The 26,985-nt window shown below is 69.9% G+C and carries 21 protein-coding genes; 7 read left to right on the top strand and 14 right to left on the bottom strand.

Annotated elements, in window-relative coordinates:
* Window positions 1-127 precede the first annotated feature (127 nt).
* On the top strand, window positions 128-1,216 hold the full coding sequence (locus tag ACGF2V_RS05150) for an LCP family protein (RefSeq protein WP_362705487.1): 1,089 nt from the start codon (window positions 128-130) through the stop codon (window positions 1,214-1,216).
* Window positions 1,217-1,319: 103 nt separating this feature from the next.
* Window positions 1,320-1,706, top strand: coding sequence for an NTP pyrophosphohydrolase (locus tag ACGF2V_RS05145; RefSeq protein WP_362621593.1), 387 nt, complete (start codon window positions 1,320-1,322; stop codon window positions 1,704-1,706).
* 237 nt (window positions 1,707-1,943) lie between these two features.
* Here the strand turns inward: ACGF2V_RS05145 and ACGF2V_RS05140 are convergent, their stop codons facing one another.
* The 12 genes from ACGF2V_RS05140 to ACGF2V_RS05085 all read right to left on the bottom strand — a co-directional run bounded on the left by ACGF2V_RS05140 (window position 1,944) and on the right by ACGF2V_RS05085 (window position 19,952).
* Window positions 1,944-3,437 carry an amino acid permease gene (locus ACGF2V_RS05140; RefSeq protein WP_362621592.1) on the bottom strand — a complete coding sequence of 498 codons (1,494 nt, stop codon included), beginning with the start codon at window positions 3,435-3,437 and terminating at the stop codon, window positions 1,944-1,946.
* 258 nt (window positions 3,438-3,695) lie between these two features.
* The gene (gene dxs, locus ACGF2V_RS05135) at window positions 3,696-5,633 is read right to left on the bottom strand and encodes a 1-deoxy-D-xylulose-5-phosphate synthase (protein WP_362705697.1); all 1,938 of its coding nucleotides are present in this window, start codon (window positions 5,631-5,633) and stop codon (window positions 3,696-3,698) included.
* Window positions 5,634-5,930: 297 nt separating this feature from the next.
* Window positions 5,931-7,172, bottom strand: coding sequence for a sugar ABC transporter permease (locus ACGF2V_RS05130; protein ID WP_362705490.1), 1,242 nt, complete (start codon window positions 7,170-7,172; stop codon window positions 5,931-5,933).
* A gap of 152 nt (window positions 7,173-7,324) precedes the next feature.
* Window positions 7,325-8,119, bottom strand: coding sequence for an ATP-binding cassette domain-containing protein (locus ACGF2V_RS05125; protein ID WP_362705493.1), 795 nt, complete (start codon window positions 8,117-8,119; stop codon window positions 7,325-7,327).
* A 484-nt stretch (window positions 8,120-8,603) separates the two neighbouring features.
* The gene (locus ACGF2V_RS05120; protein WP_362621586.1) at window positions 8,604-9,701 is read right to left on the bottom strand and encodes a substrate-binding domain-containing protein; all 1,098 of its coding nucleotides are present in this window, start codon (window positions 9,699-9,701) and stop codon (window positions 8,604-8,606) included.
* 120 nt (window positions 9,702-9,821) lie between these two features.
* Complete coding sequence (locus ACGF2V_RS05115) at window positions 9,822-11,021, bottom strand: ROK family transcriptional regulator (RefSeq protein ID WP_362621584.1); 1,200 nt, start codon at window positions 11,019-11,021, stop codon at window positions 9,822-9,824.
* Between the two features lie 259 nt (window positions 11,022-11,280).
* Window positions 11,281-12,198 carry a carbohydrate ABC transporter permease gene (locus ACGF2V_RS05110; RefSeq protein ID WP_389045921.1) on the bottom strand — a complete coding sequence of 306 codons (918 nt, stop codon included), beginning with the start codon at window positions 12,196-12,198 and terminating at the stop codon, window positions 11,281-11,283.
* Window positions 12,199-12,277: 79 nt separating this feature from the next.
* Window positions 12,278-13,201 carry a sugar ABC transporter permease gene (locus tag ACGF2V_RS05105; protein ID WP_362621582.1) on the bottom strand — a complete coding sequence of 308 codons (924 nt, stop codon included), beginning with the start codon at window positions 13,199-13,201 and terminating at the stop codon, window positions 12,278-12,280.
* A gap of 50 nt (window positions 13,202-13,251) precedes the next feature.
* Window positions 13,252-14,700, bottom strand: a complete 1,449-nt coding sequence (gene ngcE / locus ACGF2V_RS05100; RefSeq protein ID WP_362705496.1) for an N-acetylglucosamine/diacetylchitobiose ABC transporter substrate-binding protein — start codon at window positions 14,698-14,700, stop codon at window positions 13,252-13,254.
* Between the two features lie 615 nt (window positions 14,701-15,315).
* Window positions 15,316-15,954: a histidine phosphatase family protein gene (locus ACGF2V_RS05095; RefSeq protein WP_362705499.1), complete on the bottom strand. Its 639-nt coding sequence runs from the start codon at window positions 15,952-15,954 to the stop codon at window positions 15,316-15,318.
* A 231-nt stretch (window positions 15,955-16,185) separates the two neighbouring features.
* Complete coding sequence (gene acnA, locus ACGF2V_RS05090) at window positions 16,186-18,900, bottom strand: aconitate hydratase AcnA (RefSeq protein WP_362705501.1); 2,715 nt, start codon at window positions 18,898-18,900, stop codon at window positions 16,186-16,188.
* A gap of 425 nt (window positions 18,901-19,325) precedes the next feature.
* Complete coding sequence (locus ACGF2V_RS05085) at window positions 19,326-19,952, bottom strand: LysE/ArgO family amino acid transporter (protein ID WP_362621574.1); 627 nt, start codon at window positions 19,950-19,952, stop codon at window positions 19,326-19,328.
* Window positions 19,953-20,022: 70 nt separating this feature from the next.
* Between ACGF2V_RS05085 and ACGF2V_RS05080 the strand changes: the two genes are divergently transcribed.
* From ACGF2V_RS05080 to ACGF2V_RS05060, 5 genes are all read left to right on the top strand, one after another.
* Complete coding sequence (locus tag ACGF2V_RS05080) at window positions 20,023-20,928, top strand: LysR family transcriptional regulator ArgP (protein WP_362621601.1); 906 nt, start codon at window positions 20,023-20,025, stop codon at window positions 20,926-20,928.
* Window positions 20,929-21,072: 144 nt separating this feature from the next.
* Entirely contained in the window at window positions 21,073-21,696 is a 624-nt protein-coding gene (locus tag ACGF2V_RS05075; protein ID WP_362621572.1) for a histidine phosphatase family protein, read from the top strand.
* Window positions 21,697-21,930: 234 nt separating this feature from the next.
* Window positions 21,931-23,460: a UDP-N-acetylglucosamine 1-carboxyvinyltransferase gene (locus tag ACGF2V_RS05070; protein ID WP_362621570.1), complete on the top strand. Its 1,530-nt coding sequence runs from the start codon at window positions 21,931-21,933 to the stop codon at window positions 23,458-23,460.
* A 122-nt stretch (window positions 23,461-23,582) separates the two neighbouring features.
* Window positions 23,583-23,783 carry a hypothetical protein gene (locus ACGF2V_RS05065; protein ID WP_389045126.1) on the top strand — a complete coding sequence of 67 codons (201 nt, stop codon included), beginning with the start codon at window positions 23,583-23,585 and terminating at the stop codon, window positions 23,781-23,783.
* Between the two features lie 185 nt (window positions 23,784-23,968).
* Entirely contained in the window at window positions 23,969-24,784 is an 816-nt protein-coding gene (locus ACGF2V_RS05060; protein WP_362705503.1) for a hypothetical protein, read from the top strand.
* A 311-nt stretch (window positions 24,785-25,095) separates the two neighbouring features.
* Here ACGF2V_RS05060 and ACGF2V_RS05055 read toward each other — a convergent pair whose 3' ends face one another.
* Together ACGF2V_RS05055 and ACGF2V_RS05050 are read right to left on the bottom strand one after the other, a co-directional pair.
* Window positions 25,096-25,731 carry a response regulator transcription factor gene (locus ACGF2V_RS05055; protein WP_362629742.1) on the bottom strand — a complete coding sequence of 212 codons (636 nt, stop codon included), beginning with the start codon at window positions 25,729-25,731 and terminating at the stop codon, window positions 25,096-25,098.
* Complete coding sequence (locus tag ACGF2V_RS05050; RefSeq protein WP_362705505.1) at window positions 25,728-26,954, bottom strand: sensor histidine kinase; 1,227 nt, start codon at window positions 26,952-26,954, stop codon at window positions 25,728-25,730. Before ACGF2V_RS05050 ends, ACGF2V_RS05055 begins: the two co-directional genes overlap by 4 nt.
* Window positions 26,955-26,985 lie beyond the last annotated feature (31 nt).

Here is a 26,985-nt window from a genome sequence, read left to right as displayed (position 1 = left end):
GAATCAGGCTCCGGGCAGAAGCGCGGTACCCCACGGAGCGACTTCGGCACGCATGGCCCGCCCGCCCCTCATTCCTCCCCTCTCGCACGCGTTCACGCGTGTCCCGACGGAAGAACCAGACGATCCCATGACAGATCAGAACTCCGGCAGCGGATCGCGCACGTCGCGCAGAACACGGTCGGGGCGAGCGCCCCGCAAGCGGCGGCGCGGCCTCAAGATCACCCTGGGCGTGCTGCTCGTCCTGCTGCTCGCCGCGGGCGGCACCGTCTACTGGCTGTACAGCAGGCTCGACGGGAACATCACGGGCGTCGACATCGACGAAGCGCTCGGCGACGACCGCCCCGAGAAGCTGCCGACCAGCGGGCAGAACCTGCTGGTGCTCGGCTCCGACTCGCGGGCCGGTGCCGAGAACAAGGAGCTGGGCGGCGGGGGCGAGGTGGCCGGTGCCCGCTCCGACACCGCGATGGTGGTGCACATACCGGAGGGCCGTACCAGGGCCGTCGCCGTGTCCATACCCCGTGACACCCTGGTGACCAGGCCGGAGTGCACCGGGGCCGACGGCTCCACCGTGAACTCCGCGGACCGGGTGATGTTCAACTCCGTGTATTCCCAGGTCGGTCCGGCCTGTGTGGTCAAGACGGTCGAGAAGATGTCCGGGGTCCGGATCGACCACTACCTGGAGATCAACTTCGCCGGTTTCAAGGACCTGGTCGACGCGATCGGCGGCGTCACCGTGGACGTTCCGCAGGACATCCACGACAAGTCGTCCGGCCTCGATCTCACCAAGGGAGAGCACCGGCTCGACGGCGCCCAGTCGCTCGCCTACGTCCGCACCCGGCACGGCATCGGGGACGGCAGCGACCTCGGCCGGATCGGGCTCCAGCAGCAGTTCCTGCTGGCGCTGCTGAGCGAGGTCACGTCGCAGAACCTGCTGAGCAGCCCGACGGACATGTACCGGATCGCCGACTCGGCGACCAAGTCGCTGACGACCGACGAGGGCCTCGCCTCGCTGACCTCGCTCTCGGAGTTCGCCCGCTCCATGCAGGGGGTCGACCCGGCCTCCATGGAGACGGTCATGCTCCCGGTGGCGTACGACACGGCCGACCCGAACCGGGTGGTGGCGGCGCAGCCGCAGGCCAGGACGTTGTGGAAGGCGATCCGCGAGGACGCCCCGATCCCGGAGTCGGCGAAGAGGTCCCCCGCCACCGGCGGCTGACGGGACGTGCGACGGACCGGCGCGCGGAACGTCCGACACGTGAAGCGCACAGCGCGTACGGGCCGCGCCGCGCGAGGCCGTCGGGGCGTGACACGCTTCCGGCATGGTGAGCGAACGGGCCCTGGTGATCGTCGACGCAGCCAACGTGGTCGGGTCGGTGCCCGACGGCTGGTGGCGGGACCGGCACGGCGCGGCCGTACGGCTGCGCGACGCGCTGGTCCCGCTGGCCGGCCACGGGCTTCCGGGCGTCCCCGGCCCCGTCGAGCTGGTGCTGGTCGTCGAGGGCGCGGCCCGGGGTGTCGAACCGGTCCCCGGGGTGCGGGTGGATCCGGCCCCCGGGAGCGGCGACGACCGGATCGTGGAGCTGGCCGCGGCGGCGGGCGACCGCGCCTGTGTCGTCGTCACCGCGGACCGGGAGCTGCGGCGACGCGTCGAGGCGTACGGGGCGCGGTGCCTGGGGCCGCGCGCGGTGCGGCCCTCACGCCCTTGAGGGGTTGCCCCCGCCCGGCCCTACGGACGGCCGACGGGCAAACGCTGCTTGTGCCGCGGCACGAGGGCGTGTTTCGAAAGTCCCGTCCGGCCCGCGACGCCTGGCACGGCGCCTCGCCACGTTGTCGGGATCGTCCACGTACGCCCAGGACGAGGACGACCCTCCGCCTTGCGATGCACCGCACCGGACGCCGCGGGCCCCGCCCTTCGGGCGGACGACGCCCTTTCGAAACACGCCCTAGTTGAGCCGGCTGTGGCCGCGCCCGTACACGAAGTAGATGATCACGCCGAGGAGCATCCAGATCACGAACCGCAGCCAGGTCTCCGTCGGCAGATTGAGCATCAGCCAGACCGAGGCGATCACCGACAGGACGGGCACGAGCGGGACCCACGGGGTGCGGAAGGCCCGGTGCAGCTCGGGGCGGGTGCGGCGCAGCACCAGGACGCCGAGGGCGACGACGACGAATGCGAAGAGCGTGCCGATGTTCACCAGTGTCGCGAGTTCGTTGATGCTGGTGAACCCGGCGACGACCGCGATGACCACGCCCAGCAGGATCGTCGGGCGGTACGGGGTGCGAAAGCGCGGGTGCGTCCTGGAGAAGAACCGCGGGAGCAGCCCGTCGCGGCTCATCGCGAAGAACACCCGGGTCTGGCCGAGCAGCAGGATGAGACAGACGGTGGTGAGGCCGATCGCGGCGCCGAAGCTGATGAACCCGGCGTAGACGGGATGGCCGACGGCCTTGAACGCGTCGGCCAGCGGGGCCTCGACGGACAGCCGGGTGTAGTGCTCCATGCCCGTGACCACCAGGGACACGGCGACGTAGAGCGCGGTGCAGATGAAGAGCGAGGCGAGGATGCCGCGCGGCATGTCGCGCTGCGGGAGCTTCGTCTCCTCGGCCGCGGTCGCCACCACGTCGAAGCCGATGAAGGCGAAGAAGACGATGGAGGCGGCGGTGAAGATGCCCATGACGCCGAAGTTCGTGGGCGCGTACCCGGACATCAGCTGGATCAGCGGCGCGGTCAGCCCGGAACCGGGGGGCTGCGGCTGTGCCTCGGGGATGAACGGCCGGTAGTTGTCGGCCTGGACGAAGAACAGCCCCGCGATGATCACGACGAGCACCACGGTGACCTTGATGGCGACCACGACGGACGTCACCCGGGCCGAGAGCTTCATGCCCAGCACCAGCACCACGGTCAGGACGAGGACCAGGACGAAGGCCAGGATGTCGAAGCCGAATCCTTTCGCCACATCCGTTCCCGAGAGCACGTCCGGCATGGTCCAGCCGAAGTTGTCCAACAGCGAACGGACGTAGCCGGACCAGCCGACCGCCACCACCGCCGTGCCGAGCGCGAACTCCAGCACCAGGTCCCAGCCGATGATCCAGGCGACGAGTTCGCCGAGCGAGGCGTACGCGAAGGTGTACGCGGAACCGGCGACCGGGACCGTGGAGGCGAACTCGGCGTAGCAGAGCGCGGCCAGGGCACACACGACGCCGGCCACCACGAACGCGAGGGCGGTGGCCGGACCCGCGGTCTCCTTGGCCACCTTGCCGGTGAGCACGAAGATGCCGGTGCCGATGATGACGCCCACCCCGAAGACGGTGAGGTCCAGCGCGGAGAGGGACTTCCTGAGCGCGTGCTCCGGCTCCTCGGTGTCGCGGATGGACTGCTCGACCGTCTTGGTCCGGAACAGTCCGTCACTGCTGGGGGGTGTGTCCTGCTGGGCGGTCACCGGCGTACCTCCACGCGCTCGTCGTGTACGCCATGATTTGGGAGCGTCGGCGACGGAGGCCCGCGCACCCGGGGATCTCACGCGAACGGGCCGGTCGAACCACTCGTACAGGGTGGTTCGACCGGCCCGTCCGGCCGTGCCCCGGACCGCTCGCACGGCCGGGATCGGCCGGGATGGGCCGGGAACACGGACCGCGTCGCGGGTACGCCGGACCGTGCGTGAGAGCGGTGGTCCGGCGGGGACGCTCCGGTGAGGACGTCAGTCGCGGACCGGTTCGATCATGGAGCCGCCGTCCACGGAGTCGTCGTCCACGCCCGTCCCGAAGCGCCCGTCGAGCTTGGCGACCAGACCGGTGACCTGGCGGGCGATGTCCGGCGCGGTCAGCCCGATCTCGGCCATGACCTCCTTGCGGGAGGCGTGGTCCAGGAAGCGCGGCGGGATGCCGAAGTCGCGCAGCGGTACGTCCACCCCGGCGTCGCGCAGCGCCTGCGAGACGGCGGAGCCGACACCGCCGGCCCGGCTGTTGTCCTCGACGGTGACGACGACCCGGTGCCGTTCGGCGAGCGGGGCCATGGCGTCGTCGACCGGCTTGACCCAGCGCGGGTCGACGACGGTCGTCGAGATGCCCTGGGCGTCGAGCAGGCCGGCGATCTCCAGACACATGGGAGCGAGCGCGCCGACGGAGACCAGCAGGACGTCCGGCCGGTCGGTTCCGGGCTCGCGCAGCACGTCCATGCCGCCGACCCGGCCCACGGCCTTGACCGCCGGGCCGACCGCGCCCTTGGAGAAGCGGACCACGGTCGGTGCGTCGTCGATGTCGACGGCCTCGCGGAGCTGGGCGCGGACCTGGTCGGCGTCGCGCGGGGCGGCGATCCGGAGCCCGGGCACGCACTGCAGGATCGACATGTCCCACATGCCGTTGTGCGAGGCGCCGTCGGTGCCGGTGATCCCGGCCCGGTCGAGGACGAAGGTCACACCGCAGTTGTGCAGCGCGACGTCCATCAGGACCTGGTCGAAGGCGCGGTTGAGGAAGGTGGCGTACACCGCGAAGACCGGGTGCAGCCCGCCGGTGGCGAGACCCGCCGCGGAGACGGCGCCGTGCTGCTCGGCGATGCCGACGTCGTAGATCCGGTCCGGGAACTCCTTCTCGAACTGGGTGAGGCCGACCGGCTGGAGCATGGCCGCGGTGATCGCGACGATGTCCTTGCGTTCCTTGCCGAGCTTGACCATCTCCTCGCCGAAGACGGAGGTCCAGTCGAGGCCCGCGGTGGCGACCGGGAGGCCGGTGTCGGGGTGGATCTTGCCGACGGCGTGGAAGCGGTCCGCCTCGTCCTCGAGGGCGGGGGTGTAGCCGCGGCCCTTCTCGGTGAGGCAGTGCACGATCACGGGTCCGCCGAAGCGCTTGGCGCGCTGGAGCGCGGACTCCAGGGCCTCGATGTCGTGGCCGTCGATCGGGCCCACGTATTTCAGGCCGAGGTCCTCGAACATGCCCTGCGGGGCGATGAAGTCCTTCAGCCCCTTCTTCGCGCCGTGCAGCGTGTCGTAGAGCGGCCTCCCGACGACGGGGGTGCGTTCCAGGATGTCCTTGCCGCGCGCCAGGAAACGCTCGTAGCCGTCGGTGGTGCGCAGCGTCGCCAGGTGGTTGGCGAGGCCGCCGATGGTCGGCCCGTAGGAGCGCTCGTTGTCGTTGACGACGATGACGAGCGGACGGTCCTTGGCGGCGGCGATGTTGTTCAGCGCCTCCCAGGCCATGCCGCCGGTGAGCGCGCCGTCACCGATGACCGCGACGACGTGGTCGCCCTTGCCGAGCAGTTCGTTGGCCTTGGCCAGGCCGTCGGCCCAGCCGAGGACGGTGGAGGCGTGCGAGTTCTCGATGATGTCGTGCTCGGACTCCGCGCGGGAGGGGTAGCCGGAGAGGCCGCCCTTGCTCTTGAGCTTCGAGAAGTCCTGGCGACCGGTGAGGAGCTTGTGCACATAGCTCTGGTGACCGGTGTCGAACAGCACCTTGTCCTTGGGCGATTCGAAGACCCGGTGCAGGGCGATGGTGAGCTCCACCACACCCAGGTTGGGGCCGAGGTGGCCGCCGGTCTTCGAGACTGCGTCGACGAGGAAGGTCCGGATCTCTTCGGCGAGCTGGTCCAGCTGCTCGGGAGTGAGCCGGTCCAGGTCACGCGGTCCAGCGATGCGGGTCAGCAGATCCCACCCGCCCGCCGCCGCCCTTGCACGTCGCGCTTCGCGCGGCTGTGTCACCGTGCCTCCTTGCGTCTTGAGCTGGGTCGAGCATGCTGATCCGATGAGTCTAGTGTTCCGTCCGTGCGGGAGGTCATCGGGCGGGGCCTTCGGGACGGAGTCGGTACACGACCGGGACACGGCCGCGTACGCGCCCGGTACGCGACGCGCGCGACCGCGTGCGCCCGCCCGCGTGCACCTTCGGTACGTGAGGGGGCCCGGTGCCGGGACGGGCACCGGGCTCCGGGAGCGGGCGGCGTGAGATCACGCACGTCCTGCGGTCTTCTGGGTGCGGCGGGAGACCGAGTCGATGACCACGGCGGCCAGCAGTACGGCGCCGGTGATCATGTACTGAATGGCGTTGGCCATACCGATCATGTTCAGCCCCTGCTGGATCGACTGGATCACGATCATGCCGAGCAGCGCCGACCAGACCGTGCCGCGGCCCCCGAAGAGACTGGTGCCGCCGATGACGGCCGCCGCGATGACCAGCATGAGCGTGTTGCCGCCGCCGACGCTCTTGGTGGCGCCGCCGGACAGACTGGCGATGAACAGGCCGCCGAACGCGCCGAGCGTGCCGGACAGCGCGAAGACGGCGATCCGCACCCGGACGACGTCGACGCCGGCACGGCGCGCGGCCTCCGGGCTGCCGCCGACCGCGAAGACCCTGCGGCCGAAGCTCGTGCGCCGGGCGCCGAAGTCCGCGACGACCAGCACGGCGAGAAAGAGCACCAGGGCGAGCGGCAGCCCACGGGCGCCCGGGGGCTCGTTCAGGACGTACGCGACGGCGAAGCACAGGACCGCGACGGCCGCGGTGCGCAGCACGACCTCGCCGTTGGTACGGGCGGGCAGGCCCGCGGACCGGCGGCGCCGGCCGTCCACCAGGAGCGAGGCGGCGTACGCGAGGACGGCGAGGAGGGCGAGCCCGTAGCCGGCGGCCTTGTCCTCGAAGAAGTAGTTGGTCAGGTTCTCGACGACGCTGCCGGAGGGCGTGTTGATCGACCCCTCGCCGCCCATCATCCAGTCCTGGAGCCCGCTCCATCCGAGGAAGCCGGCCAGGGTCACGACGAAGGCCGGTACGCCGATCCGGGCGAAGAAGAAGCCGTGCAGCGCGCCGAGGGCCGCCCCGGAGAGCAGGGCGACGGCGATCGCGAGCCACTCGTTCCAGCCCCGGTTGACGTCGAGCACGGCCCAGACGGCGGCGCCGACCCCGGCGACGGAACCGACCGAGAGGTCGATCTCGCCGAGCAGCAGGACGAATACGATGCCGACCGCCATGATGCCGAGGCCGGAGCTGTAGACGGCGATGTTGGCGACGGAACCGGCGGAGAGGAAGTTGTCGTTCTGGAACTGGAAGACGCTCGCGATGACGACCAGGCCGACGAGGACCGGCAGCGAGCCGAGATCGCCCTCGCGCACCTTGCGGCCGAATGCGGACCAGTAGCCCTTGAAGCCCTCCTCGCGGACGAGCAGCCGGGGGTCGACGGCGGGGACGGGTGCTTCCACGGGCCGTCCGGGCTCCGTCCGTGCCGGGGTGCCGGAATTCCCGGGGGTCCCCGGAGTACCGGCAGTACCGGCAGTACCGGGAGTACCGGCAGTACCGGGGAGCTGGGAGTCCCCGGGGGTCCGGGGATTCTCGGGGGTCTTGGCGAGGTCGCTCACTTCGCGTCCTCCTTCGTGGCCATGCGGGCCTGGCGGCGCGTGACAGCGTTGTCGGTGGCTCCCGTGATGGCGGCGATGATCTCTTCGTGGGTGGTGCTCGACACGTCGAAGAAGCCGTTGTTGCGGCCGAGGCGGAGCACCGCCACCCGGTTCGCCACTGCCCGCACGTCGGCCATGTTGTGACTGATGAGGATGACACCGTGGCCGCGCTCTCGCAGCCGCTCGACCAGGTCGAGCACCTGGGCGGTCTGCTCGACGCCGAGTGCCGCGGTCGGCTCGTCCAGAATGACGATCTTGGGGTCGCCGAGCAACGCACGTGCGATGGCGACGACTTGGCGCTGCCCGCCGGAGAGCGAGGCGACGGGGATCCGGACACTCGGGATGCGAATGGAGAGGGTGTCCAGCAGTTCCCTGGCACGCTTCTCCATCGCGATCTCGTCGAGGACGGACGCCTTGCGCAGTTCGCTGCCGAGGAAGAGGTTGGCGACGACGTCGAGGTTGTCGCAGAGCGCCAAGTCCTGGTAGACGGTGGCGACTCCGAGGTCCTGTGCGTCGTTCGGCCGGTTGACGCGGACCGGCACGCCCTCCCACTCGATGACGCCTTCGTCGATCGGGTGAACGCCCGAGACGGTCTTGACGAGAGTCGACTTGCCGGCGCCATTGTCGCCGACCAGGGCGACGACCTCACCGGAGCGGATCTCCAGGTCCACATCGGTGAGCGCCTGGACGGCGCCGAACCGCTTGGAGATTCCGCGCAACACCAGCACGGGCGGAGCGGACACGTGAATCATCTCCTTCACCGCCTGAACGGCGGGAATGGTGTGCCGAGCACGGGGTGTGCGTGGGGGGAAGTCCGGCGCCCGCCCCCGCTCGCGGGCATTGACGGGACGGGCGCCGGACCGGCCGGGGCCCGCGGAAACGGCCCGGGCCACGGAAGCGGCCGGTCGTGGGACCGACACGGGACACGGCACCGACCGGATACAGGACCGGTCCGGGGCGCGGCGGCGACACGGGGGCACGGAAACCGGTAGGAGGTACGGAAGCGACACGGGGTACGGAACCGGGACCGGGACCGGGTACGGAACCGGGACCGGGTACGGAACCGGGACCGGGTGCGGGCCTGTGCGGGTACCGGGCCGACTCGGAGTGCGCGCCGGCGCCGTGCACGGACCGCCACCGGGTACGCAGCCGCCACCTGGTACGGACCGACAGGAGGCACGGGCCGACAGGAGCCACGGGCCGGCTCCGAGCACGGGCCGACAGGAGTGCGGCGTCCTACTTGATTCCGGCCGCCTCGCAGGCCGCCTTGTACTCGGGCGTGCAGATCTCCGCGGCCTTGTACACCTGGTCGGCGATGATCGTGCTCGCGACGTTCTCCTTGGTCACGACCTGCGCGTCGTACAACCGGGCGGGGATTCCCTTGAAATCCCCGGATAGGCTGTCGACCTGAGTGGGAGTCAGGTCATCGAACCCCTTGCCCTTGAGGAGCCTGACCGCGATCTCGGCGGTGGTCTCCGCCTCCGGCTTGATCTGCTTGTAGATCGTGAATGCCTGGTCGCCTTCAAGAATGCGCTGGAGTCCGGCGAGTTCGGAGTCCTGGCCGCCGACCGGGACCTTGATGCCGCGCTTGTTCAGGGCCGTGATGATGCCGCCCGCCATGCCGTCGTTGGCGGAGTAGACGCCCTGGAATCCGTTCTTGCCCAGGGAGTCGATGGCCGCGCCCATCTTCTTGTTGGCCTCGTCCGGGGACCAGTCCGGGATGTCCTGCTCGTAGACGACCTTCTTGACCCGGGTGTCCAGGACGCTGTGCGCGCCCTTCTTGAAGAACGGGGCGTTCGGGTCGGTCGGCGAGCCGTTGATCATGACAACGTCGCTCTCCGCGGCCCCGGCACCGAGCGCCTTGACCAGTGCCTCGCCCTGGAGGCGGCCGATCTTCTCGTTGTCGTACGACACGTACGCGGAGATCGGACCCTCCGCGAGGCGGTCGTACGCGACGACCTTGACACCCTTCTTCTCCGCCTGCGCCACCCAGGACTTGGTGGCCTTGTAGTCGACGGCGTCCAGGATGATGACCTTCACACCCTGCGTGACGAGGGCGTCGAACTGCTTCTTCTGGGTGTCGCTCTCCTGTGCCGCGTTGCTGTACTTGACCTCGCAGTCGCCGCACAACTGCTCGACCTTCGCCTCGATGAGGGGGCGGTCGAAGGTCTCGTACCGGGTGGTCTTGTTCTCCGGCAGCAGCAGACCGATGGTCCTGCCGTCACCTCCGCCGCCGGCCTTGTCGTCACCGCCGGCCTTGCCGCAGGCGGCGAGGGAGACGGCCATGGAGAGTGCGGCCGTTCCTAAGACGATGCGACGTGTCGTTGCGTTCATACGGATGCCTCCCTGACGAGGCCGCGGCGTCGCGGCCGAGGTGGCAGGCAGTCAACTCGGCCTTACTGTCAGCGTCAAGGAGTAAATCATTAACGAGATGACAACGGTGCCATTCATTCTCTAAGTGAAGGCAGGACCCTTGGTCGGCAACGTGCTTTCCAAAAGGGTGGAATCCCCCACCTCGCTCAGCACCAGGGCGAGCGCACCCAGCACCCCGGCCCGCGCGCCGAGCGCTCCGGGCAGCACCGAGAGCTGTCTTGCCGCGCTGGGGATGGCGTAGCGGGACACCGAGTCACGGATCGGTGCGAGCACCAGTTCGCCCGCCTCGGCGAGGGGCCCGCCGAGCACCACCCGGCTGGGGTTGAGCAGGTTGCAGAGGTTGGCGACCCCGCTGCCGATGTGGCGTCCGACGTCGGCGACCACCCGGCGGCAGCCCGGGTCCCCCTCCCGGGCCAGCCCGACCATCCCCTCCATGGTGAGGTCGGGGCCGTGGCCGGGCCGGAGCAGCGGCAGGACGTAGCGCGCCGCCGTGAACGTCTCCAGGCAGCCCCGGTTGCCGCAGCGGCACACCGGCCCCGACTCGTCGAGCGTGATGTGCCCGATCTCACCGGCCGTGCCGCCCGGCCCGCGGTAGATGCGGCCGTCGATCACCAGGCCCGCCCCGACGCCGTCGGCGACCTTGATGTACGCGAGGTCCTTCACGCCGCGTCCGCTCCCCCAGACCAGCTCCCCCAGCGCCCCGAGGTTGGCGTCGTTGTCGACGTGCACCGGCACGCCGAGGCGGCCGGCGAGCTCCTCTCGGGGATTGATGCCCTTCCAGCCCGGCAGGATCGACGTGGAGCCCAGCGCTCCGGACTCGATGTCGATCGGGCCGGGCACTCCGAGCCCCACCCCGATCACCTTGTCCGGGCTGACCCCGGTCGCCCCGATCAGCCGCTCGACCAGCCGCTGGGCCCGCCCGAACCCCTCCTCGGACGAGGCGTCGACGTCCAGCGGCTCGGCCTCCTCCGCGATCACCTGATGGGCGAGACTGCCGACGGCCACCCGCAGATGGGTATGGCCGAAGTCGACACCGACCACCACGCCCGCGTCGCCGCTGAGCGCGACGCTGCGGGCCCGGCGGCCGCCTGCCGAGGTGGGGGTCACCTCGACCGTGCCGCCTTCCTTCAGTTCACGAACGATGTTGGAGACGGTGGCCGCCGAAAGGCCGGTGGTCCGCGCGATCTCCGCCTGGGTGAGCGAGCCGGCCATGCGGACCGCGCGCACGACCCGCTCCAGGTTGGCGCGATGCAGGGATGTCTGCGACCCCGGAGTCTCCATCGACTCACTCCTAGTGTTCTCTCCAAGACGTGAACTCCAAGCTGAGCGTTTTGCGGCACTCCCCGTCAAGACCTTGAGCCTTTGAGCCCACCCGAAAGCGCCCGGCGCTTTGGCCGAACGCGCCTCCGGAAGCCGCGCGGGGCACGTGGCGTCGACCCGCCGGCCCGTCCCTGCGAACGGTCGCCCCACACGCGAAACCGCCCGTCGGCACGGGGCCGACGGGCGGTTGGGGAAAGGGACGGTGGGAGGGGACGTGGTGCTACTTCACCGCCCCGGCCGTGAGCCCGGCCACGACCTGGCGCTGGAAGACGATGTACGCCCCGAGGACCGGCAGCATCGCCATCACCAGACCGGCGAACAGACCGGACCAGTCGCCCTTGTACCCCTGGCTGTTGGCCAGTTCGACCAGTCCCTGGGAGAGCACCCGCTGGTTCGGGTCGCTGTTCAGCACCGTGGGCAGCATGTACTGGTTCCACTGCCCGAGGAAGTTGAAGATGCCGACGCTGATCAGGCCCGGCTTCGCCATCGGCAGCATCACCTGGAAGAACGTCCGGGTGTGCGAGGCGCCGTCCAGCATCGCCGCCTCCGCCACCGAGGTCGGCAGCGTCCGGAAGAACGAGGTGAGGAAGAAGACCGTGAACGGCAGCGAGTACGCGATGTAGACCGTGATCAGCCCGTGCCGCGTGTTCAGCAGGTCCATGTTGTTCATGACGAAGAACAGCGGGACCAGCGCCAGGATGATCGGGAAACTCATCCCGCCGACGAACAGGTAGTAGATGAAGCGGTTTCCGGGGAAGTCGAACCGCGCCAGGACGTACGCCGCCATCGAGCCGAGCAGCAGGGTCCCGACGAGCGAACAGCCCACCACCACGACGGTGTTGAAGAAATAGTCGCTCATGTGCGCCTGGCTCCAGGCGCGCGACCAGTTCTCGAAGTGCAGTGTGTCGGGCAGCTTCCACGGCGTCGACAGGATCGAGTCGTCCGTCTTGAACGACGACATGAGCGCCCAGAGCAGCGGCATGACGACCAGGATCGCCCAGATGATCAGCACACCGTGCGAGAAGACGTTGAGGACCTGCCCCTCACTGCTCTTCTCCTTGACCGCGGGCGCGGTCGCCCCGGTCACGGGGGCCGGCCGCCGCGCCGGGGCCGCGGGCGGGGTGTCAGTGGTCTTCACGCGTACTCACCTCGTACTGTCGAGCCGGACACGCAGGCCGACCTGTGGTGCCTGCCGGGAATTCCCGTTGATCGCCGCATCAGAACTCCAGCCGCTCGCGCCGGCCCAGACGCATCACGATGGCGGCGAAGGCCATGGTGACGACGAGCAGTCCGACACCGATCGTCGTCGCGTATCCGGCCTGCCCGTCGCGGAAGGCCGTGTGGTACACGTACAGCGGCAGAACCGTGGTCGAGTAGTCGGGACCGCCGGGACCGACGGTCATGACCTGTACGGCGGTGAACGCCTCCACCCCGAGGGCCAGGATGCCCATGTAGACCCAGCCCGACTGCACCGTGTCCCAGAGCAGCGGGAGCGTGATCCGGAAGAAGGTGGTGAAGCGGTTGGCGCCGTCGAGGAGCGCCGCCTCGTAGAAGTCCTTCGGGATGGACGCCATGCCGGCCGAGAAGAGGACGACGAAGAACCCGACCGTCGACCAGACCAGCACGGTCATGACGCAGATGAGCGCCAGGTTCGGGTCGCCGAGCCACTCCGGCTGGACGGAGTCCAGGCCGAGCGTCTTCAGCGTCCCGTTGATCATCCCGCTGCGGGGGTTGAACGCGAACTGGAACAGCAGGGCGACGATGACGATCGAGAGCACCTGCGGGAAGAAGTAGGCGATCTTGTAGAAACCCGAGCCTCGTACGCCGGAGATCGTGGCGTTCTTGCGCCGGCGGCCCCCCACGTTGAGCATGAAGGCGAAGAACAGCGCGAGGCCCAGCGTCACCAGCGGCAGCACAAGCACGAGCAGCACGCTGTGCTGCAAGGACTTCCAGAAGATGTCGTCCTTGAGCATCTTCGTGTAGTTGTCGAGCCCGACCATCGTGAAGTCGGGACTCAGGCCGGTCCAGTCCGTGAACGAGTAGTAGATGGACTGGAGGAACGGCCAGATCACGAAGACCGCGTAGAGCGCCAGTGGGACCAGCAGGAATCCCACGATGAAACGGTACTTGCCATGCTGCATCGTTTACCGACCCCGATCTTTCCGCGGGTGCCGCCGCTGGTGACGGTTGCTCACTGGTGCTTGTAGTGCTTGATGGACTGGTCCTTGGCCGCCGCGTCCGCGAATGCCTGGATCTTCTTGATGGTCTCCGCCGGGGTCGCGCGGCCGGCCATCATCTCGCCGAGTCCGGCGACACCGATCTGCTCCTTCTGGAGCTTCACGTACCAGTCCTGGAGACGCGGGTTCACCACGTTGTCGCCGGCCTTCTTCAGCACGTCGACGCCGGACTGGAGGGCGGTCGACAGGCTCAGCCCGTCCGTGCCGCCGTTGAACGCGCTGAGCGACTTGACCTGCTTGGTGAAGTTCTTCGAGGACTCCTCGGAGAGCATGATGCGCAGTTGCTCCATGGCACCCTCGCGGTTCTTCGCCTGGGCGGGGACGATGAAGGGCTCGCCGCCCGAGGCCCAGATGGTGCCGAACGGCAGCTTGTCGGACGAGTCGAGACCGGACGGCGGCGCCACCATCATCTTGAAGTCCCCGGGTGTGGTGGGCGCCGCCTCGTTCTCCACCCATGAACCGTTGGGAATGAAGAGCGCCTTGCCCTTGGTCCACTCGGTCTGCGACTGGATGTGCGTCAGGCCGGGGGTGCCCTCCAGGACGTACCCCTTCTTGTACAGCTCGTAGTACGCCTCGAACGCCGCCTTGACCGCGGGGTCCTTCCAGGCGTTCGGCTCCAGGTTGTCGATCTTGTCGAGGACCTCCCGGCCACCGATCTTGGCGATGAACGGGTAGAGCGAGAACGGCAGGTAGTAGGGGTACTTGCCGGGGTACGTCCAGCCGGCGATGCCCTTCTTCTTCGCCTTGGCGCACAGGGCGAGCATGTCGTCCCAGGTCTCGGGGTACTGCGCGTCGAGCTTGTCGAGCGCGGTCTGCGAGTACCAGACGCCGTACACGGTGTACGCGTAGTACATGATCCAGACCGGGTCGCCCTCCAGCTGGCCCATCTCCAGGACGCCCGGACGCAGGGTGTCGCGGACCTTCTTGTTCGGGTCGTCGTAGGACGGGGCGTCCATGAGCGTCGTCAGGTCCGTGAGCTGCTTCTTGCCGGCCAGGATGCCCATGTCCATCTGCTCGGCACCCGAGTTGTCGATCAGGTCCGGCGGGGTGCCGCCGTTGAACCGGGGCTGCAGCTGCGACTGGATCTTCTGCGTCGCGACGTGCTTGACCTTGGGGGCCTTCGGGAACGCCTCGTTGTACTTCTTCTCCGCGTCGATCGCGTACTGCTCACCGAATCCGCCGTTGAAGATGACCACTTCGAGCGGGGCCGTCTCGTTGACACCGAGCGGGTTCTCCTTGGTGACCTTGCCCTTCTCGACCTTCTCGTCGCCGCTGTCGCCGCCGCTCGCGCACGACGCCAGGAAGCTCATCGTCGGCACGGTGAGCAGACCGAGTGCGGCGGATCGCTTGATCACATCGCGACGGCCGAGGCCCTCATTCTTGTGGGCGGAGGTGGATCCCATGCTCAAGTCCTCGCCTTCTCCAGGACTCAGGCGGTGTGTACCGGTCGCCCGTCGATATTCGCCTCAGGCGAAGGGCCCCGCCACCGCGGTCAGTTGCGCTTGGGTAGTGCTGATGTTTCAGGCTAGCCACGTGCAAGGGGAGTCCGGGAAAGAACGGCCGGCGCGAGCACCGTCGTGCCCTCCGGTCCACCCCCTGCCCCCTAGTGCCACTCCCGGCACCAGCCCGCGTCACCGGGAAGCGGCTGCGCGGACGCCGACAGGTATAGTCCACTCGCGGCCAACTGAGCAAGATCAAAGGCAAGTTGAGCAGCAGTCTTTCCCGAGTTGAGACCTCGCGGATACGTGCCGCCCACACGTTCCGTTCCCGGCACGAGCCATTCCGCATGACGACCGATGCCGTCGGTGACACACCGCCAATATCCTTGGTACACAAGGAACTTGGATTCATGCTGGGCCGTACGCATCGGCTCGACGACGTGGTCCGGATGCACTTCTTCGGGAGGAGTTCCGATCACCCTTCGAAGCGAACGAAAGGCAACCGGACTGCATCGGTCGGGTGCGCGGGCCGGTGCCCGCAACGGCCCTACGGGACGGCGCGTCCCCGTCCCATGCCGCTCAGCCCCGTTGCGGTCCCTCCGGCGCCCCCTGCGGGAACAGGCTCTCCGGCAGGGTCACGTTCCACGCCGTGATCACCGGCCGGCCGTGCTCCGTGCCGAGCCGGGACACTGTCCCCGTGGCGAGCTGGAACAGCGTGCCCTCGGCGGGTGTCAGCCGGAGGTAGCGGGCGGTGAGCACCCGCAGGAAGTGGGAGTGGGCGACGAGGGCGATGTCCCCGTCGCGGCCCGCCTCCCGCGCCACCCCCGCCAGTACCCGGTCGGCACGGGCGCCGACCTCGGCGGGTGTTTCCCCGGGGTGTGCCTCGGGGCCGGGGGCGACGCCGTCGGTCCACAAGTTCCAGCCGGGGCGGGCGCGATGGATCTCGTCGGTGGTGACGCCCTCGTAGCCTCCGTAGTCCCATTCGTGCAGCTCGGGCGTGATACGGGGGGCGGCGAGCCCGGCGAGTTCGGCGGTGCGCCGCGCGCGCGTCGAGGGACTGACCAGGGTGAACGCGATCCGCCGGTCGGCGAGCAGGGGTGTCAGCGCGAGGGCCTGGCGCTCTCCGAAGGGGGTCAGGGGCAGATCGGTGTAGCTGGTGTGCCGCCCGGACCGCGACCACTCGGTCTCGCCGTGCCGGATCAGGATCAACTCGCCCATGGGTGCGTTCCGCCTTCTGCGCTCTGCTCTCGCCGTGCCAGTGGCTGGTCCCCGCGCCAGTGGCTCTGTGCATGAACCCGCCGGCCCACGATCGCATTCCATCGGCTGGTGGAGGCGCGCCCGCCCCGGGTGTCGTGCGAAACGCGAGGGGCCGCACCCCGGTGTTCCGGGATGCGGCCCCTCGCCGTTCGGCCTGCTGCCGGGGCGGCCCGGTCGGCCCCCCGGCGTCGCCTACTTGCGGATCAGGCTGCGCAGCACGTACTGCATGATGCCGCCGTTGCGGTAGTAGTCCGCCTCACCGGGGGTGTCGATGCGGACGACCGCGTCGAACTCCACACCGGTGTCGGTGGTGACCTTGACCGTGCGCGGCGTGGTGCCCTCGTTCAGCTCGGTCACGCCGGCGATGGAGAAGGTCTCCTGGCCGGTCAGGCCGAGGTTCTGGGCGTTCGCACCCTCCGGGAACTGGAGCGGGAGAACACCCATGCCGATGAGGTTCGAGCGGTGGATGCGCTCGTACGACTCGGCGATGACGGCCTTGACGCCGAGGAGCGCGGTGCCCTTGGCGGCCCAGTCGCGGGACGAGCCGGAGCCGTACTCCTTGCCGGCCAGGACGACCAGCGGGATGCCGGCGGCCTGGTAGTTCTGCGAGGCGTCGTAGATGAAGGAGACCGGCGCGTCGTCCTGCGTGAAGTCGCGGGTGTAGCCGCCCTCGGTGCCCGGCGCGATCTGGTTGCGCAGGCGGATGTTGGCGAACGTGCCGCGGATCATGACCTCGTGGTTGCCCCGGCGCGAGCCGTAGGAGTTGAAGTCACGACGCTCCACGCCGTGCTCGGTGAGGTACTTGCCGGCCGGGGTGTCGGCCTTGATGGCACCGGCCGGGGAGATGTGGTCGGTGGTGACCGAGTCGCCGAGCTTGGCGAGCACCCGGGCGCCGGCGATGTCCTCGACCGGGGCCGGGTCCATCGTCATGCCCTCGAAGTACGGGGGCTTGCGGACGTAGGTCGACTCGGCGTCCCACTCGAAGGTGTTGCCGGTCGGGATCGGCAGGGCCTGCCACTGGGCGTCGCCCGCGAAGACGTCCTGGTAGGACTTGTTGAACATGTCCTCGCCGATGGCGTTGGCGACGACGTCGTTCACCTCGGCCTCGGTCGGCCAGATGTCCGCGAGGTGGACCGGCCTGCCGTCCTGGTCGACGCCGAGGGCGTCCTTGGTGATGTCCACCTTCATCGAACCGGCGAGGGCGTACGCGACGACCAGCGGCGGGGAGGCCAGGTAGTTCATCTTGACGTCGGGGTTGATCCGGCCCTCGAAGTTGCGGTTGCCGGAGAGCACCGAGGTCACGGCCAGGTCGTGCTCGTTGACGGCCTTGGAGACCTCCTCCGGCAGCGGGCCGGAGTTGCCGATGCAGGTGGTGCAGCCGTAGCCGACGAGGTTGAAGCCGACCTTGTCGAGGTACGGGGTCAGGCCCGCCTTGTCGAAGTAGTCGGTGACGACCTTCGAGCCCGGAGCGAGGGTGGTCTTGACCCACGGCTTGCGGGTCAGGCCCTTCTCGACCGCCTTCTTCGCCACGAGCGCCGCGGCGACCATGACGTACGGGTTCGAGGTGTTGGTGCAGGAGGTGATCGCGGCGACGGTGACGGCGCCGTGGTCCAGCTCGTAGGTGGTGCCGTCGGGGGCGGTCACGGGGACCGGGTTCGACGGGACGCCGTTGGTGGCGGCCGGGGAGTCGGAGGCCGGGAAGGACTCCTTGCCCGCCTCGTCGGCGGTGTCCACGTAGTTGCGGACGTCCTGCTTGAACTGCTCGGCGGCGTCGGCGAGGACGATGCGGTCCTGCGGGCGCTTCGGGCCGGCGATCGACGGGACGACCGTGGAGAGTTCCAGCTCCAGCTTCTCGGAGAAGTCCGGCTCGGCGGCCGGGTCCAGCCAGAGGCCCTGCTCCTTGGCGTACGCCTCGACGAGCGCGACCTGCTGCTCGCTGCGGCCGGTCAGGCGCAGGTAGCTCAGCGTCTCGCCGTCGATCGGGAAGATCGCGGCGGTGGAGCCGAACTCCGGCGACATGTTGCCGATGGTGGCGCGGTTCGCGAGGGAGGTGGCGGCGACGCCCTCGCCGTAGAACTCGACGAACTTGCCGACGACACCGTGCTTGCGGAGCATCTCGGTGATGGTCAGCACGAGGTCGGTGGCGGTGGTGCCCGGCTTCAGCTCGCCGGTCAGCTTGAAGCCGACGACGCGCGGGATGAGCATGGAGACCGGCTGGCCGAGCATCGCGGCCTCGGCCTCGATGCCGCCGACGCCCCAGCCGAGCACGCCGAGGCCGTTGACCATCGTGGTGTGCGAGTCGGTGCCGACGAGGGTGTCGGGGTACGCCTGGCCACCCCGGACCATGACCGTGCGCGCCAGGTGCTCGATGTTGACCTGGTGGACGATGCCGGTGCCCGGCGGGACGACCTTGAACTCGTCGAAGGCCGTCTGGCCCCAGCGCAGGAACTGGTAGCGCTCCTTGTTGCGGCCGTACTCCAGCTCGACGTTCTGGCCGAAGGCTTCCTTCGTGCCGAACTTGTCGGCGATGACGGAGTGGTCGATGACCAGCTCGGCCGGGGCGAGGGGGTTGATCTTGGCCGGGTCGCCGCCCAGCTCCTTCACGGCCTCACGCATGGTGGCCAGGTCCACGACGCACGGCACGCCGGTGAAGTCCTGCATGATCACGCGGGCCGGGGTGAACTGGATCTCCTGGCTGGGCTGCGCCTGGGAGTCCCAGCCGCCGAGCGCCCGGATGTGGTCGGCGGTGATGTTCGCGCCGTCCTCGGTGCGGAGCAGGTTCTCCAGGAGCACCTTCAGGCTGTACGGGAGGCGCGCGGAGCCCTCGACCTTGTCCAGCCTGAAGATCTCGTACGACTCGTCGCCCACGCGCAGCGTGCTGCGGGCGTCGAAGCTGTTCGCCGACACGACAGTCTCCTTCATCAATGTGCGCGTACTCCGCGCCGCGCCTCATTACGGCGGGCGCCGCGTGGTGCCGCCTGCGGCCCCTCGCCCATCCGTTAAGGTAAGACTTAGTTAGGTAACCCTTACCCGATGGCGGACTGCGGTGCGCCTTCGGCAAATATCTCGATGTCGAGATAACTCTAGTACATCACCGCCGAACGGTCATGCGCGGGCACGTGTCGACCTCTCGCAGCGAAGTCTGCGCCTCTCCTTCCCCGGCTCCCTTCCGCGCCTCTCCTTCCCCGGCTCCCTTCCCGGCATGGACCTGCCGCGGGGCGCGAGCGCTCCTCCGGTACGGGGCGCCCGCGTGGCACGGGTCCTCCTCGGCTGCAGGCCGCGCGGCCGGGTCGCGAGCAGGGGAGGACCCGGACCGTCCGGCCGGGACGAGGTCAGAAAGTACGGGCCAGCAGCATGGCGCCCATCGCGAACATGGTGGCCGCGACCAGTGCGTCCAGCACCCGCCAGGCACCGGGCCGGGCCAGGACGCCGCTGAGGAGCCGGGCGCCGTAGCCGAGAGCGGCGAACCACGCCAGGCTCGCCAGCATGGCACCGAGGCCGAAGACCCATCGCAGCGAGCCGCGGTCGGCGGCGACAGAACCGAGCAGCAGCACGGTGTCCAGGTAGACATGCGGGTTGAGCCAGGTCAGGGCCAGGCAGGTGAGCACCGCGGCGCGGACGGAGCCCGCGGAGGCACCCTTCGCCGTCAGCGACTGTCCGGCGGCGGGTCGCAGCACGCGGCGGGCCGCCAGCACGCCGTAACAGATCAGGAAGCCGCCACCGGCCACGCCGACCGCTGTCAGGGCGGCGGGCCACGCGGTGACGACGGCGCCGAGCCCGGCCACGCCGAGGGCGATGAGGACCGCGTCGGACGCGGCGCAGATGCCGACCACCGCGAGCACGGCCCGGCCGCGCGCACCTTGGCGCAGGACGAACGCGTTCTGCGCGCCGATCGCGACGATGAGAGACAGGCCCGTGCCGAATCCGGCGAGGGCCGCCGGGAGGACGCCGTTGTTCATGTCGCCCGACGCTATGGGCCGCCACGTCATCAGTACAGCTAAAGTTTCTTACCTAACATTAGCTCCCATGATGACCGACCTGCCCTTCGACCAGGTACGCACGCTGCTCGCCGTCGTCGACGAGGGCACCTTCGACGCCGCCGCGGCGGCCCTGCACGTGACGCCTTCCGCGGTCAGCCAGCGGGTCAAGGCGCTGGAGCAGCGCACCGGCCGGGTACTGCTGATGCGGACGAAGCCGGTCCGGCCGACGGAGTCCGGGCAGGTGGCGGTGCGGTTCGCGCGCCAGGTGGCGGCCCTGGAGCGGGACGCGCGGACGGAGCTGGGGATCGCGACCGGGGCGGGCCCGGCCCGGGTGCCGATCGCGGTGAACGCGGATTCTCTGGCCACCTGGTTCCTGCCGGCCCTGACCCGGGTGCCGCAGAGCCCGCCCATCTGCTTCGACCTGCACCGCGAGGACGAGGCGCACACCGCGGCGCTGCTGCGCGAGGGGCAGGTGATGGCGGCGGTGACGTCGGCGGCGGAGCCGGTGGCGGGCTGCACGGTGCGTCCGCTGGGGCTGGCGCGCTATCTGCCGGTGGCGAGTGCGGAGTTCGTGGCGCGCCATCTGTCGTCGGGGCCGCTGGAGCACCGGCTGCCCGACGCACCGGTGATCGCCTTCGACCGGCGCGACGACCTGCAGGACCGGTTCGTCCGGTCGCTCACGCCCGACGGTTCGGGCGCCGGTCGCCTACGCCACCACGTACCCACGTCGGAAGGCTTCTGCGACGCGGTGGCCGCGGGGCTCGGCTGGGGGCTGGTCCCGGAACCGCAGGCGGAACCCCTGCTGCGGTCGGGCGTCCTCACGGAACTGGCGCCGGGGCGGCGTGTGGACGTACCGCTGTACTGGCAGCAGTGGAAGCTGGACGTGCCGGCGCTCGCCCTCGTGGCGCGGACCGTCGCCTCCGCAGCGGCCGAGTCCCTGCACCCCCAGGACTGACAACGCCCCCGCGCTCCGCCGCCCACCGGTCGGCGTCAAAACCGGCAGGGCGAGGCGTCGGCGGCGGGAACCCCGCCCGCTCCGAAGGGCGTCGACGGTTCAGACACGCAGGGATCGGGACTCGCGGGAAAGGCGCCGCACACCATGGCCGGAACAGCCGCACGCCATCTCTACCTCGCCCGGCACGGGGAGGCCACGGACGACGAGAGCGACCTCTCCGCGAACGGACGTCGGCAAGCCGCCTCGCTGGGTGAGCGGCTGCGTCGTGTTCCCTTCTCGGCGATCCACCACAGCCCGCTCCCCCGTGCCGCGCGCACCGCCGAGCTGATCGGCGAACGGCTCGACGGCGTTTTGCTCCGGCCGTCCGAACTCGCCGGGGACTACCTGCCCCACCTTCCCGAGCGGCACGAACTGCCACCGGGCATCGCCGACGCCACGCTGGAACGCCTGGCCCGGTTCCCCAAGGACCAGCGTGAAGCCGGCCCCGGGCTCGCCCGTGCGGCGCTCGCGCGGTTCACCGGGCCGGTTGACGGCGACGAACCCCGCCACGAACTGGTCGTCACCCACAACTTCCTCATCGCCTGGCTGGTCCGGGAGGCCCTCGACGCCCCGAAGTGGCGCTGGATCGGCCTGAACCACGCCAACGCCGCGCTGACGGTCATTCGCTACGCCCCCGGTCGTCCCGCCTCCGTACTCCTCTACAACGACACGGGACACCTTCCCGCCGACCTGCGCTGGACGGGCCTGCCGCCCGAACTCCACGTCTGAGGCCGCGCACACGGCTTCCCGTCCCCGTCCCCGTCCCCGTCCCCGTCCCCGAACGGGCGTGCACCGCGCGCCGAGGCGGCGAACCAGGTGGACCATGGAACGCACGTGCCACCCGTGCCGTGCCACGCCCGTGACGTGCACGTGAGCGGTCAACGGTCGCGCCTGCGCACTGTGGTCACCCGAACAGCGCACCCCACCGGAAGGCGCATCTCATATCTGAGATAACCTTTCGCCATGTCAGACGATTACCTCGTACGCATCGGCAAGCTCATACGTGACGCGCGTCAGCACCGGGGCTGGACACAGAGTCAGCTCGCCGAGGCGCTCGCCACCAGCCAGAGCGCCGTCAATCGCATCGAGCGCGGCAACCAGAACATCAGCCTTGAGATGATCGCGCGCATCGGTGAAGCGCTCGACAGTGAGATCGTCTCGCTCGGCTACGCCGGCCCCATGCACCTGCGGGTGGTCGGAGGACGCCGACTCTCGGGCTCCATCGATGTCAGGACGAGCAAGAACGCGTGCGTGGCACTGCTCTGCGCCTCACTCCTCAACAAGGGCCGTACGGTGCTGCGCCGGGTCGCCCGCATCGAGGAGGTCTACCGCCTCCTGGAGGTCCTGAACTCCATCGGCGTGCGGACCCGCTGGATCAACGACGGGACCGACCTGGAGATCGTCCCGCCCGCCCGGCTCGACATGGACGCCATCGACGCGGACGCCGCCCGCCGGACCAGGTCCATCATCATGTTCCTCGGCCCGCTCCTGCACCGCATGGACTCGTTCAAGCTCCCGTACGCGGGCGGTTGCGACCTCGGTACGCGGACCATCGAGCCGCACATGATCGCGCTGCGCCGGTTCGGGCTGGAGATCGCCGCGACGGAGGGCCTGTACCACGCACAGGTCGACCACGCGGTCACACCCGGCCGTCCCATCGTGCTGACCGAGCGCGGCGACACCGTGACCGAGAACGCGCTGCTGGCCGCCGCCCGTCACAACGGCACGACCGTCATCCGCAACGCCTCCTCCAACTACATGGTCCAGGACCTCTGCTTCTTCCTGGAGGCGCTGGGCATACGTGTCGACGGCATCGGTACGACGACACTGACCGTGCACGGCGTCCCGCACATAGACGTGGACGTCGACTACTCCCCCTCCGAGGACCCGGTCGAGGCGATGAGCCTGCTGGCCGCCGCCGTGGTGACGGAGTCCGAACTGACGATCCGTCGAGTGCCGATCGAGTTCCTGGAGATCGAGCTCGCGGTGCTGGAGGAGATGGGCGTCGACTGCGACCGCACGACGGAGTACGTCGCCGACAACTGCCGTACCCGCCTGGTCGACCTCACGGTCCGCCCCTCCAAGCTGGAGGCGCCGATCGACAAGATCCACCCCATGCCGTTCCCCGGGCTCAACATCGACAACGTGCCCTTCTTCGCGGCGATCGCCGCCTCGGCGCATGGCCAGACGCTCATCCACGACTGGGTCTACGACAACCGCGCCATCTACCTCACCGACCTGAACCGCCTCGGCGGCAGGCTCCAACTCCTCGACCCCCACCGGGTCCTGGTCGAGGGTCCGACCCGGTGGCGCGCCGCCGAGATGATGTGTCCGCCGGCGCTGCGCCCCGCCGTGGTCGTCCTGCTCGCCATGATGGCGGCCGAGGGCACGTCCGTACTGCGCAACGTGTATGTCATCAACCGCGGTTACGAGGAGCTGGCGGAGCGCCTCAACTCCGTGGGCGCGCAGATCGAGATCTTCCGGGACATCTAGGAAGACGGACAAACAGGGACCGAGCAGGGCAAGGCTGCGAGGATCCAAAATCGGGCCGTGACGTCGGAAACACCTTCCGGCACCTCTCGACACCTTCCAGCATCTTCCAGCGCCTTGCGCGGGTGAGGATCAACCACGGCCGCACCGCCGTCCGCGCGGACACCGTCGCCGGCCGCCCGCCCGCCACGGCCTGGCAACGGCACAGTGCCGGCAACGGCGCGAAGGGGCCGCGGTACTACGACTGGGCCTGGATCCACATCGGCACCGGCGGCCACCGCCACCTGCTCATCCGCCGCAACCGGGCCACCGGCGAACTCGCCTAGAAGTGTGCGGCGCGACGATGCTCAGGTGACGACTCGTCATGCTCGTCGGGCACGCCCGATCGAGGCTCCGTCACTCTTCGTGAAGAGTGACGGAGCCTCGGCCGGGGCCGGTCCCTGATGCGGCGAAGAGGTTGGCGGGAGGAGAGCCAGAAAGGCACCAGCGGCATACCGAGTATGCTCACACAATGAAGATCACGGTGTGCGCCCTCGTGGTAGGGGCCGGGTTCGGTGCGGTCACCTCGCTCGCCAATGCGCTCTCCTCACCGTATTCGGCACTCGGCGCCCCGCTGGCGGGCACTGTCTGGGCCGGCACCGCCAAGGTGCTCAGCCTTCTCGTGGGACTCGGTTGGGCGTGGGCCGCGCTCGCCGTGGTGATGGGGTGGCTGGCCAAGACGTGGACACGAGGTGCTGTGGCCGGGGCGCTTGCACTGGTCGCCGCCACGGCGGCGTACTACCCGATGGACGCGTTGGTCCGTGACGAACCGCTCGCCTTGTACTGGCCGGAGTTGCTCACGTGGTGGCTGGCGAGCGTGCTGTTCGGGTCTGTCCTGGGTGTGGTGGGTGCGGCCATCGAGCGACCCGGCGTGACCGGCCTGCTTGCCGGGCTGACGGTGCCCGTGGGTGGCGCCGCGCAGATGATCGTCCTGCCGCCTCGGCCGGACCTCGCCTTCGCGCGGGAGGTCGTTCTGGCCGAAGCTGTCATCTGGACGACCTTGGCCATCGGTGCCGGTTGGGCCGTCTACCGCTTCTGGGCCGGGAAGCGTGCGAGGACCGACAGCGGAGCCCCGACGGCCTTGTCAGCCACCTCGGCCCCCAGCCGGGTCGTGCCGTCGGACAACGACGCCACCACCGCGCACCTGCCGTCCGGCGGCCACACCCCCGTCGCACCCGCACCCGACCGCCCTCACGTCACCCCTGCCGCGCACCGGCCGCGGACCGGTGGCTCAGGGGCCACGACCGGGATGCCGAGTCCAGCCGACAGGCCGGGGGCGCGCCGCTAGGGCGTGTTTCGAAAGTGGCGTCGTCCGCCCGAGGGGCGGGGGCCGCGGCGTCCGGTGCGGTGCATCGCAAGGCGGAGGGTCGCCCTCGTACCGGGCGTACGTGGACGATCCCGACAACGCGGCGAGGCGCCGTGCCAGGCGTCGCGGGCCGGACGGGACTTGCGAAACACGCCCTCGTGCCGCTGCCCGCAACGTTTGCCCGTCAAGGAGCGTCGTCCGGTGCGTGCGGACATTGCCGGTCACGGCACTGGCTCGGGTAGTCGTGCCCCACCGTGCGACCCGGCGCCGTCGGCCCTGCACAGCCGGTTCGGTCAGCGGCGGATGAGGCCGAGGTCGGCGGCGGTCGCCACGGCTGCGGTGCGGGAGTCGACGCCGAGTTTGGTGTAGACGCGGGCCAGGTGGGACTTGACGGTCCCCTCGGTGAGGTGGAGCCGTTGGCCGATCGCCTGGTTGGACAGGCCCTCGGCGACCAGCGCGAGGACCTCGGTCTCGCGCCGGGTCAGGGCGGCGGCCGGGGTGCGGAGCCGGTTCATGAGGCGGTCGGCGACCGCGGGGGCCAGCGTGGTGCGTCCAGCGGCGGCGGTTCGTACGGCAGCGGCCAGGTCTTCGGGCGGGGCGTCCTTGAGGAGGTAGCCGGTGGCGCCGGCCTCGATGGCGGGCAGGGTGTCGGCATCGGAGTCATAGGTGGTGACGATCACCACGCGGGGCGCGCCCGGTCGTGCGGTGATCCGGGCGGTGGCCTCGGCGCCGCCCATGCCCTTGCCGAACTGCAGGTCCATCAGGACGACATCGATGTCTCCTTCGGCGGCGCGGGTGATGGCGTCCTGGGCGGTGGCCGCCTCGGCCACCACTGTGAGGCCGGGTTCGGTCTCCAGCACCGCGCGGAGCCCGGCGCGTACCACCGGGTGGTCGTCGGCCAGGAGCAGGCGGATGGGGGTGTCGGTCACGGGCGGGCCTCGGGTTCGCTGTCGGCGGGTGGGGTGAGGGGGAGCTGGGCAGCCAGGGAGGTGCCCTGGCCGGGGGCGGATTCGACGGTGAGGGTGCCGTCGAGGGCGCGCATACGGGCGCGCATCGCGGCGAGTCCGAAGCCGCCGCCGTCCTGTGCGGGGGCCGGTGGCCGATCGGGGTCGAATCCGGAACCGTCGTCGACGACGTCCACGGCGACGTGGTCACCGAGGTAGCTGAGGGTGACCTCGGCGGTGGTGGCGTGAGCGTGGCGGACGGTATTGGCCAGGGCGGACTGGGTGATCCGTAGCAGCGCGACCTCGTAGGCGGTGGGCAGCGTCACGGGAGTACCGGTGAGGTGGAAGCGGGCGGTGATCCGGTGGCGCGTGGAGGTGGTGGCGCACAGGCGTTCCAGGGCACCGGCCAGGCTCGTGTCCTCCAGGGCGGGCGGGGTGAGGGCGGCGACGAAGCGGCGTGCCTCGGCGAGGTTGTCCACGGCGGCCTGGCGGGCCTGGCCGACGTAACGGGTGGCGGCCTCGGGTTTTGCGGGCAGGGCTCGTTCGGCGGCGCGCAGCAGCAACTGGATGCTGGAGAGCCCCTGGGCGAGGGTGTCATGGATCTCGCGGGCCAGGCGTTCGCGTTCGGCGAGTACTCCGGCGGTGTGCTGGGCCTGGGCCAGGTCGGCGCGAGTGGCGGTGAGTTCCTCGATCAGCCTGCGGCGCTGTTCGCTCTCGCGGTACAGGGCCTGGTACCCCCACACCACCGCTACGGCCACGGCGGCGCCCAGGGCCGGGCCGATCGCCATGGCGACACTGAAGGAGTGCTGGTGGGCGGCGAAGGCGGTGATCGCCGCGAGTGCGGTGGCCGCGACCGCGGCCAGACCCGCCCAGCGCGACAGCAGGTGGAGCTGGAGGAAGTACAGAGGGAAAGCGACCCATACGCCGTCGGCGGACAGGGTCAGCAGCAGCAGCCACCCGGCGCCCGTGCACGCCAGCCACACCGCCGCGGCACGGCGTGAGGCGTGCACCCGGGGCAGCAGCGGCCCTGCCGCGTACACCAGGGCGCATGTCGCGGCGGCCGCGGTGGTCATCCCGGCGTGTGGCAGGCCGTCGACCACGGCCCGGCCGGCGGCCAGGGCGAGCAGGCCGAGGAAGAGCAGGTGCAGGCACCAGGCCAGCACCCGGCTGGTCGGGGTCAGGGCGGAAACGGGGGCGGAGGCGGTCACAGTGTGTACAGCCTACGAAAACAGACCCCGA

The sequence above is a fragment of the Streptomyces sp. NPDC047982 genome, from assembly GCF_043204165.1.
Classification (GTDB): Bacteria; Actinomycetota; Actinomycetes; order Streptomycetales; family Streptomycetaceae; genus Streptomyces.
The sequence above is the reverse complement of the archived record's forward strand: the minus strand, read 5'-3'. Positions and strand labels throughout refer to the sequence as shown.

Coding starts and splice junctions, on each gene's coding strand:
- ACGF2V_RS05150 (WP_362705487.1), top strand. CDS start 128: ATGACAGATCAGAACTCCGGCAGCGGATCGCGCACGTCGCGCAGAACA.
- ACGF2V_RS05145 (WP_362621593.1), top strand. CDS start 1,320: ATGGTGAGCGAACGGGCCCTGGTGATCGTCGACGCAGCCAACGTGGTC.
- ACGF2V_RS05125 (WP_362705493.1), bottom strand. CDS start 8,119: ATGATTCACGTGTCCGCTCCGCCCGTGCTGGTGTTGCGCGGAATCTCC.
- ACGF2V_RS05120 (WP_362621586.1), bottom strand. CDS start 9,701: ATGAACGCAACGACACGTCGCATCGTCTTAGGAACGGCCGCACTCTCC.
- ACGF2V_RS05115 (WP_362621584.1), bottom strand. CDS start 11,021: ATGGAGACTCCGGGGTCGCAGACATCCCTGCATCGCGCCAACCTGGAG.
- ACGF2V_RS05105 (WP_362621582.1), bottom strand. CDS start 13,201: ATGCAGCATGGCAAGTACCGTTTCATCGTGGGATTCCTGCTGGTCCCA.
- ngcE (WP_362705496.1), bottom strand. CDS start 14,700: ATGGGATCCACCTCCGCCCACAAGAATGAGGGCCTCGGCCGTCGCGAT.
- ACGF2V_RS05095 (WP_362705499.1), bottom strand. CDS start 15,954: ATGGGCGAGTTGATCCTGATCCGGCACGGCGAGACCGAGTGGTCGCGG.
- ACGF2V_RS05085 (WP_362621574.1), bottom strand. CDS start 19,952: ATGAACAACGGCGTCCTCCCGGCGGCCCTCGCCGGATTCGGCACGGGC.
- ACGF2V_RS05080 (WP_362621601.1), top strand. CDS start 20,023: ATGACCGACCTGCCCTTCGACCAGGTACGCACGCTGCTCGCCGTCGTC.
- ACGF2V_RS05075 (WP_362621572.1), top strand. CDS start 21,073: ATGGCCGGAACAGCCGCACGCCATCTCTACCTCGCCCGGCACGGGGAG.
- ACGF2V_RS05070 (WP_362621570.1), top strand. CDS start 21,931: ATGTCAGACGATTACCTCGTACGCATCGGCAAGCTCATACGTGACGCG.
- ACGF2V_RS05060 (WP_362705503.1), top strand. CDS start 23,969: ATGAAGATCACGGTGTGCGCCCTCGTGGTAGGGGCCGGGTTCGGTGCG.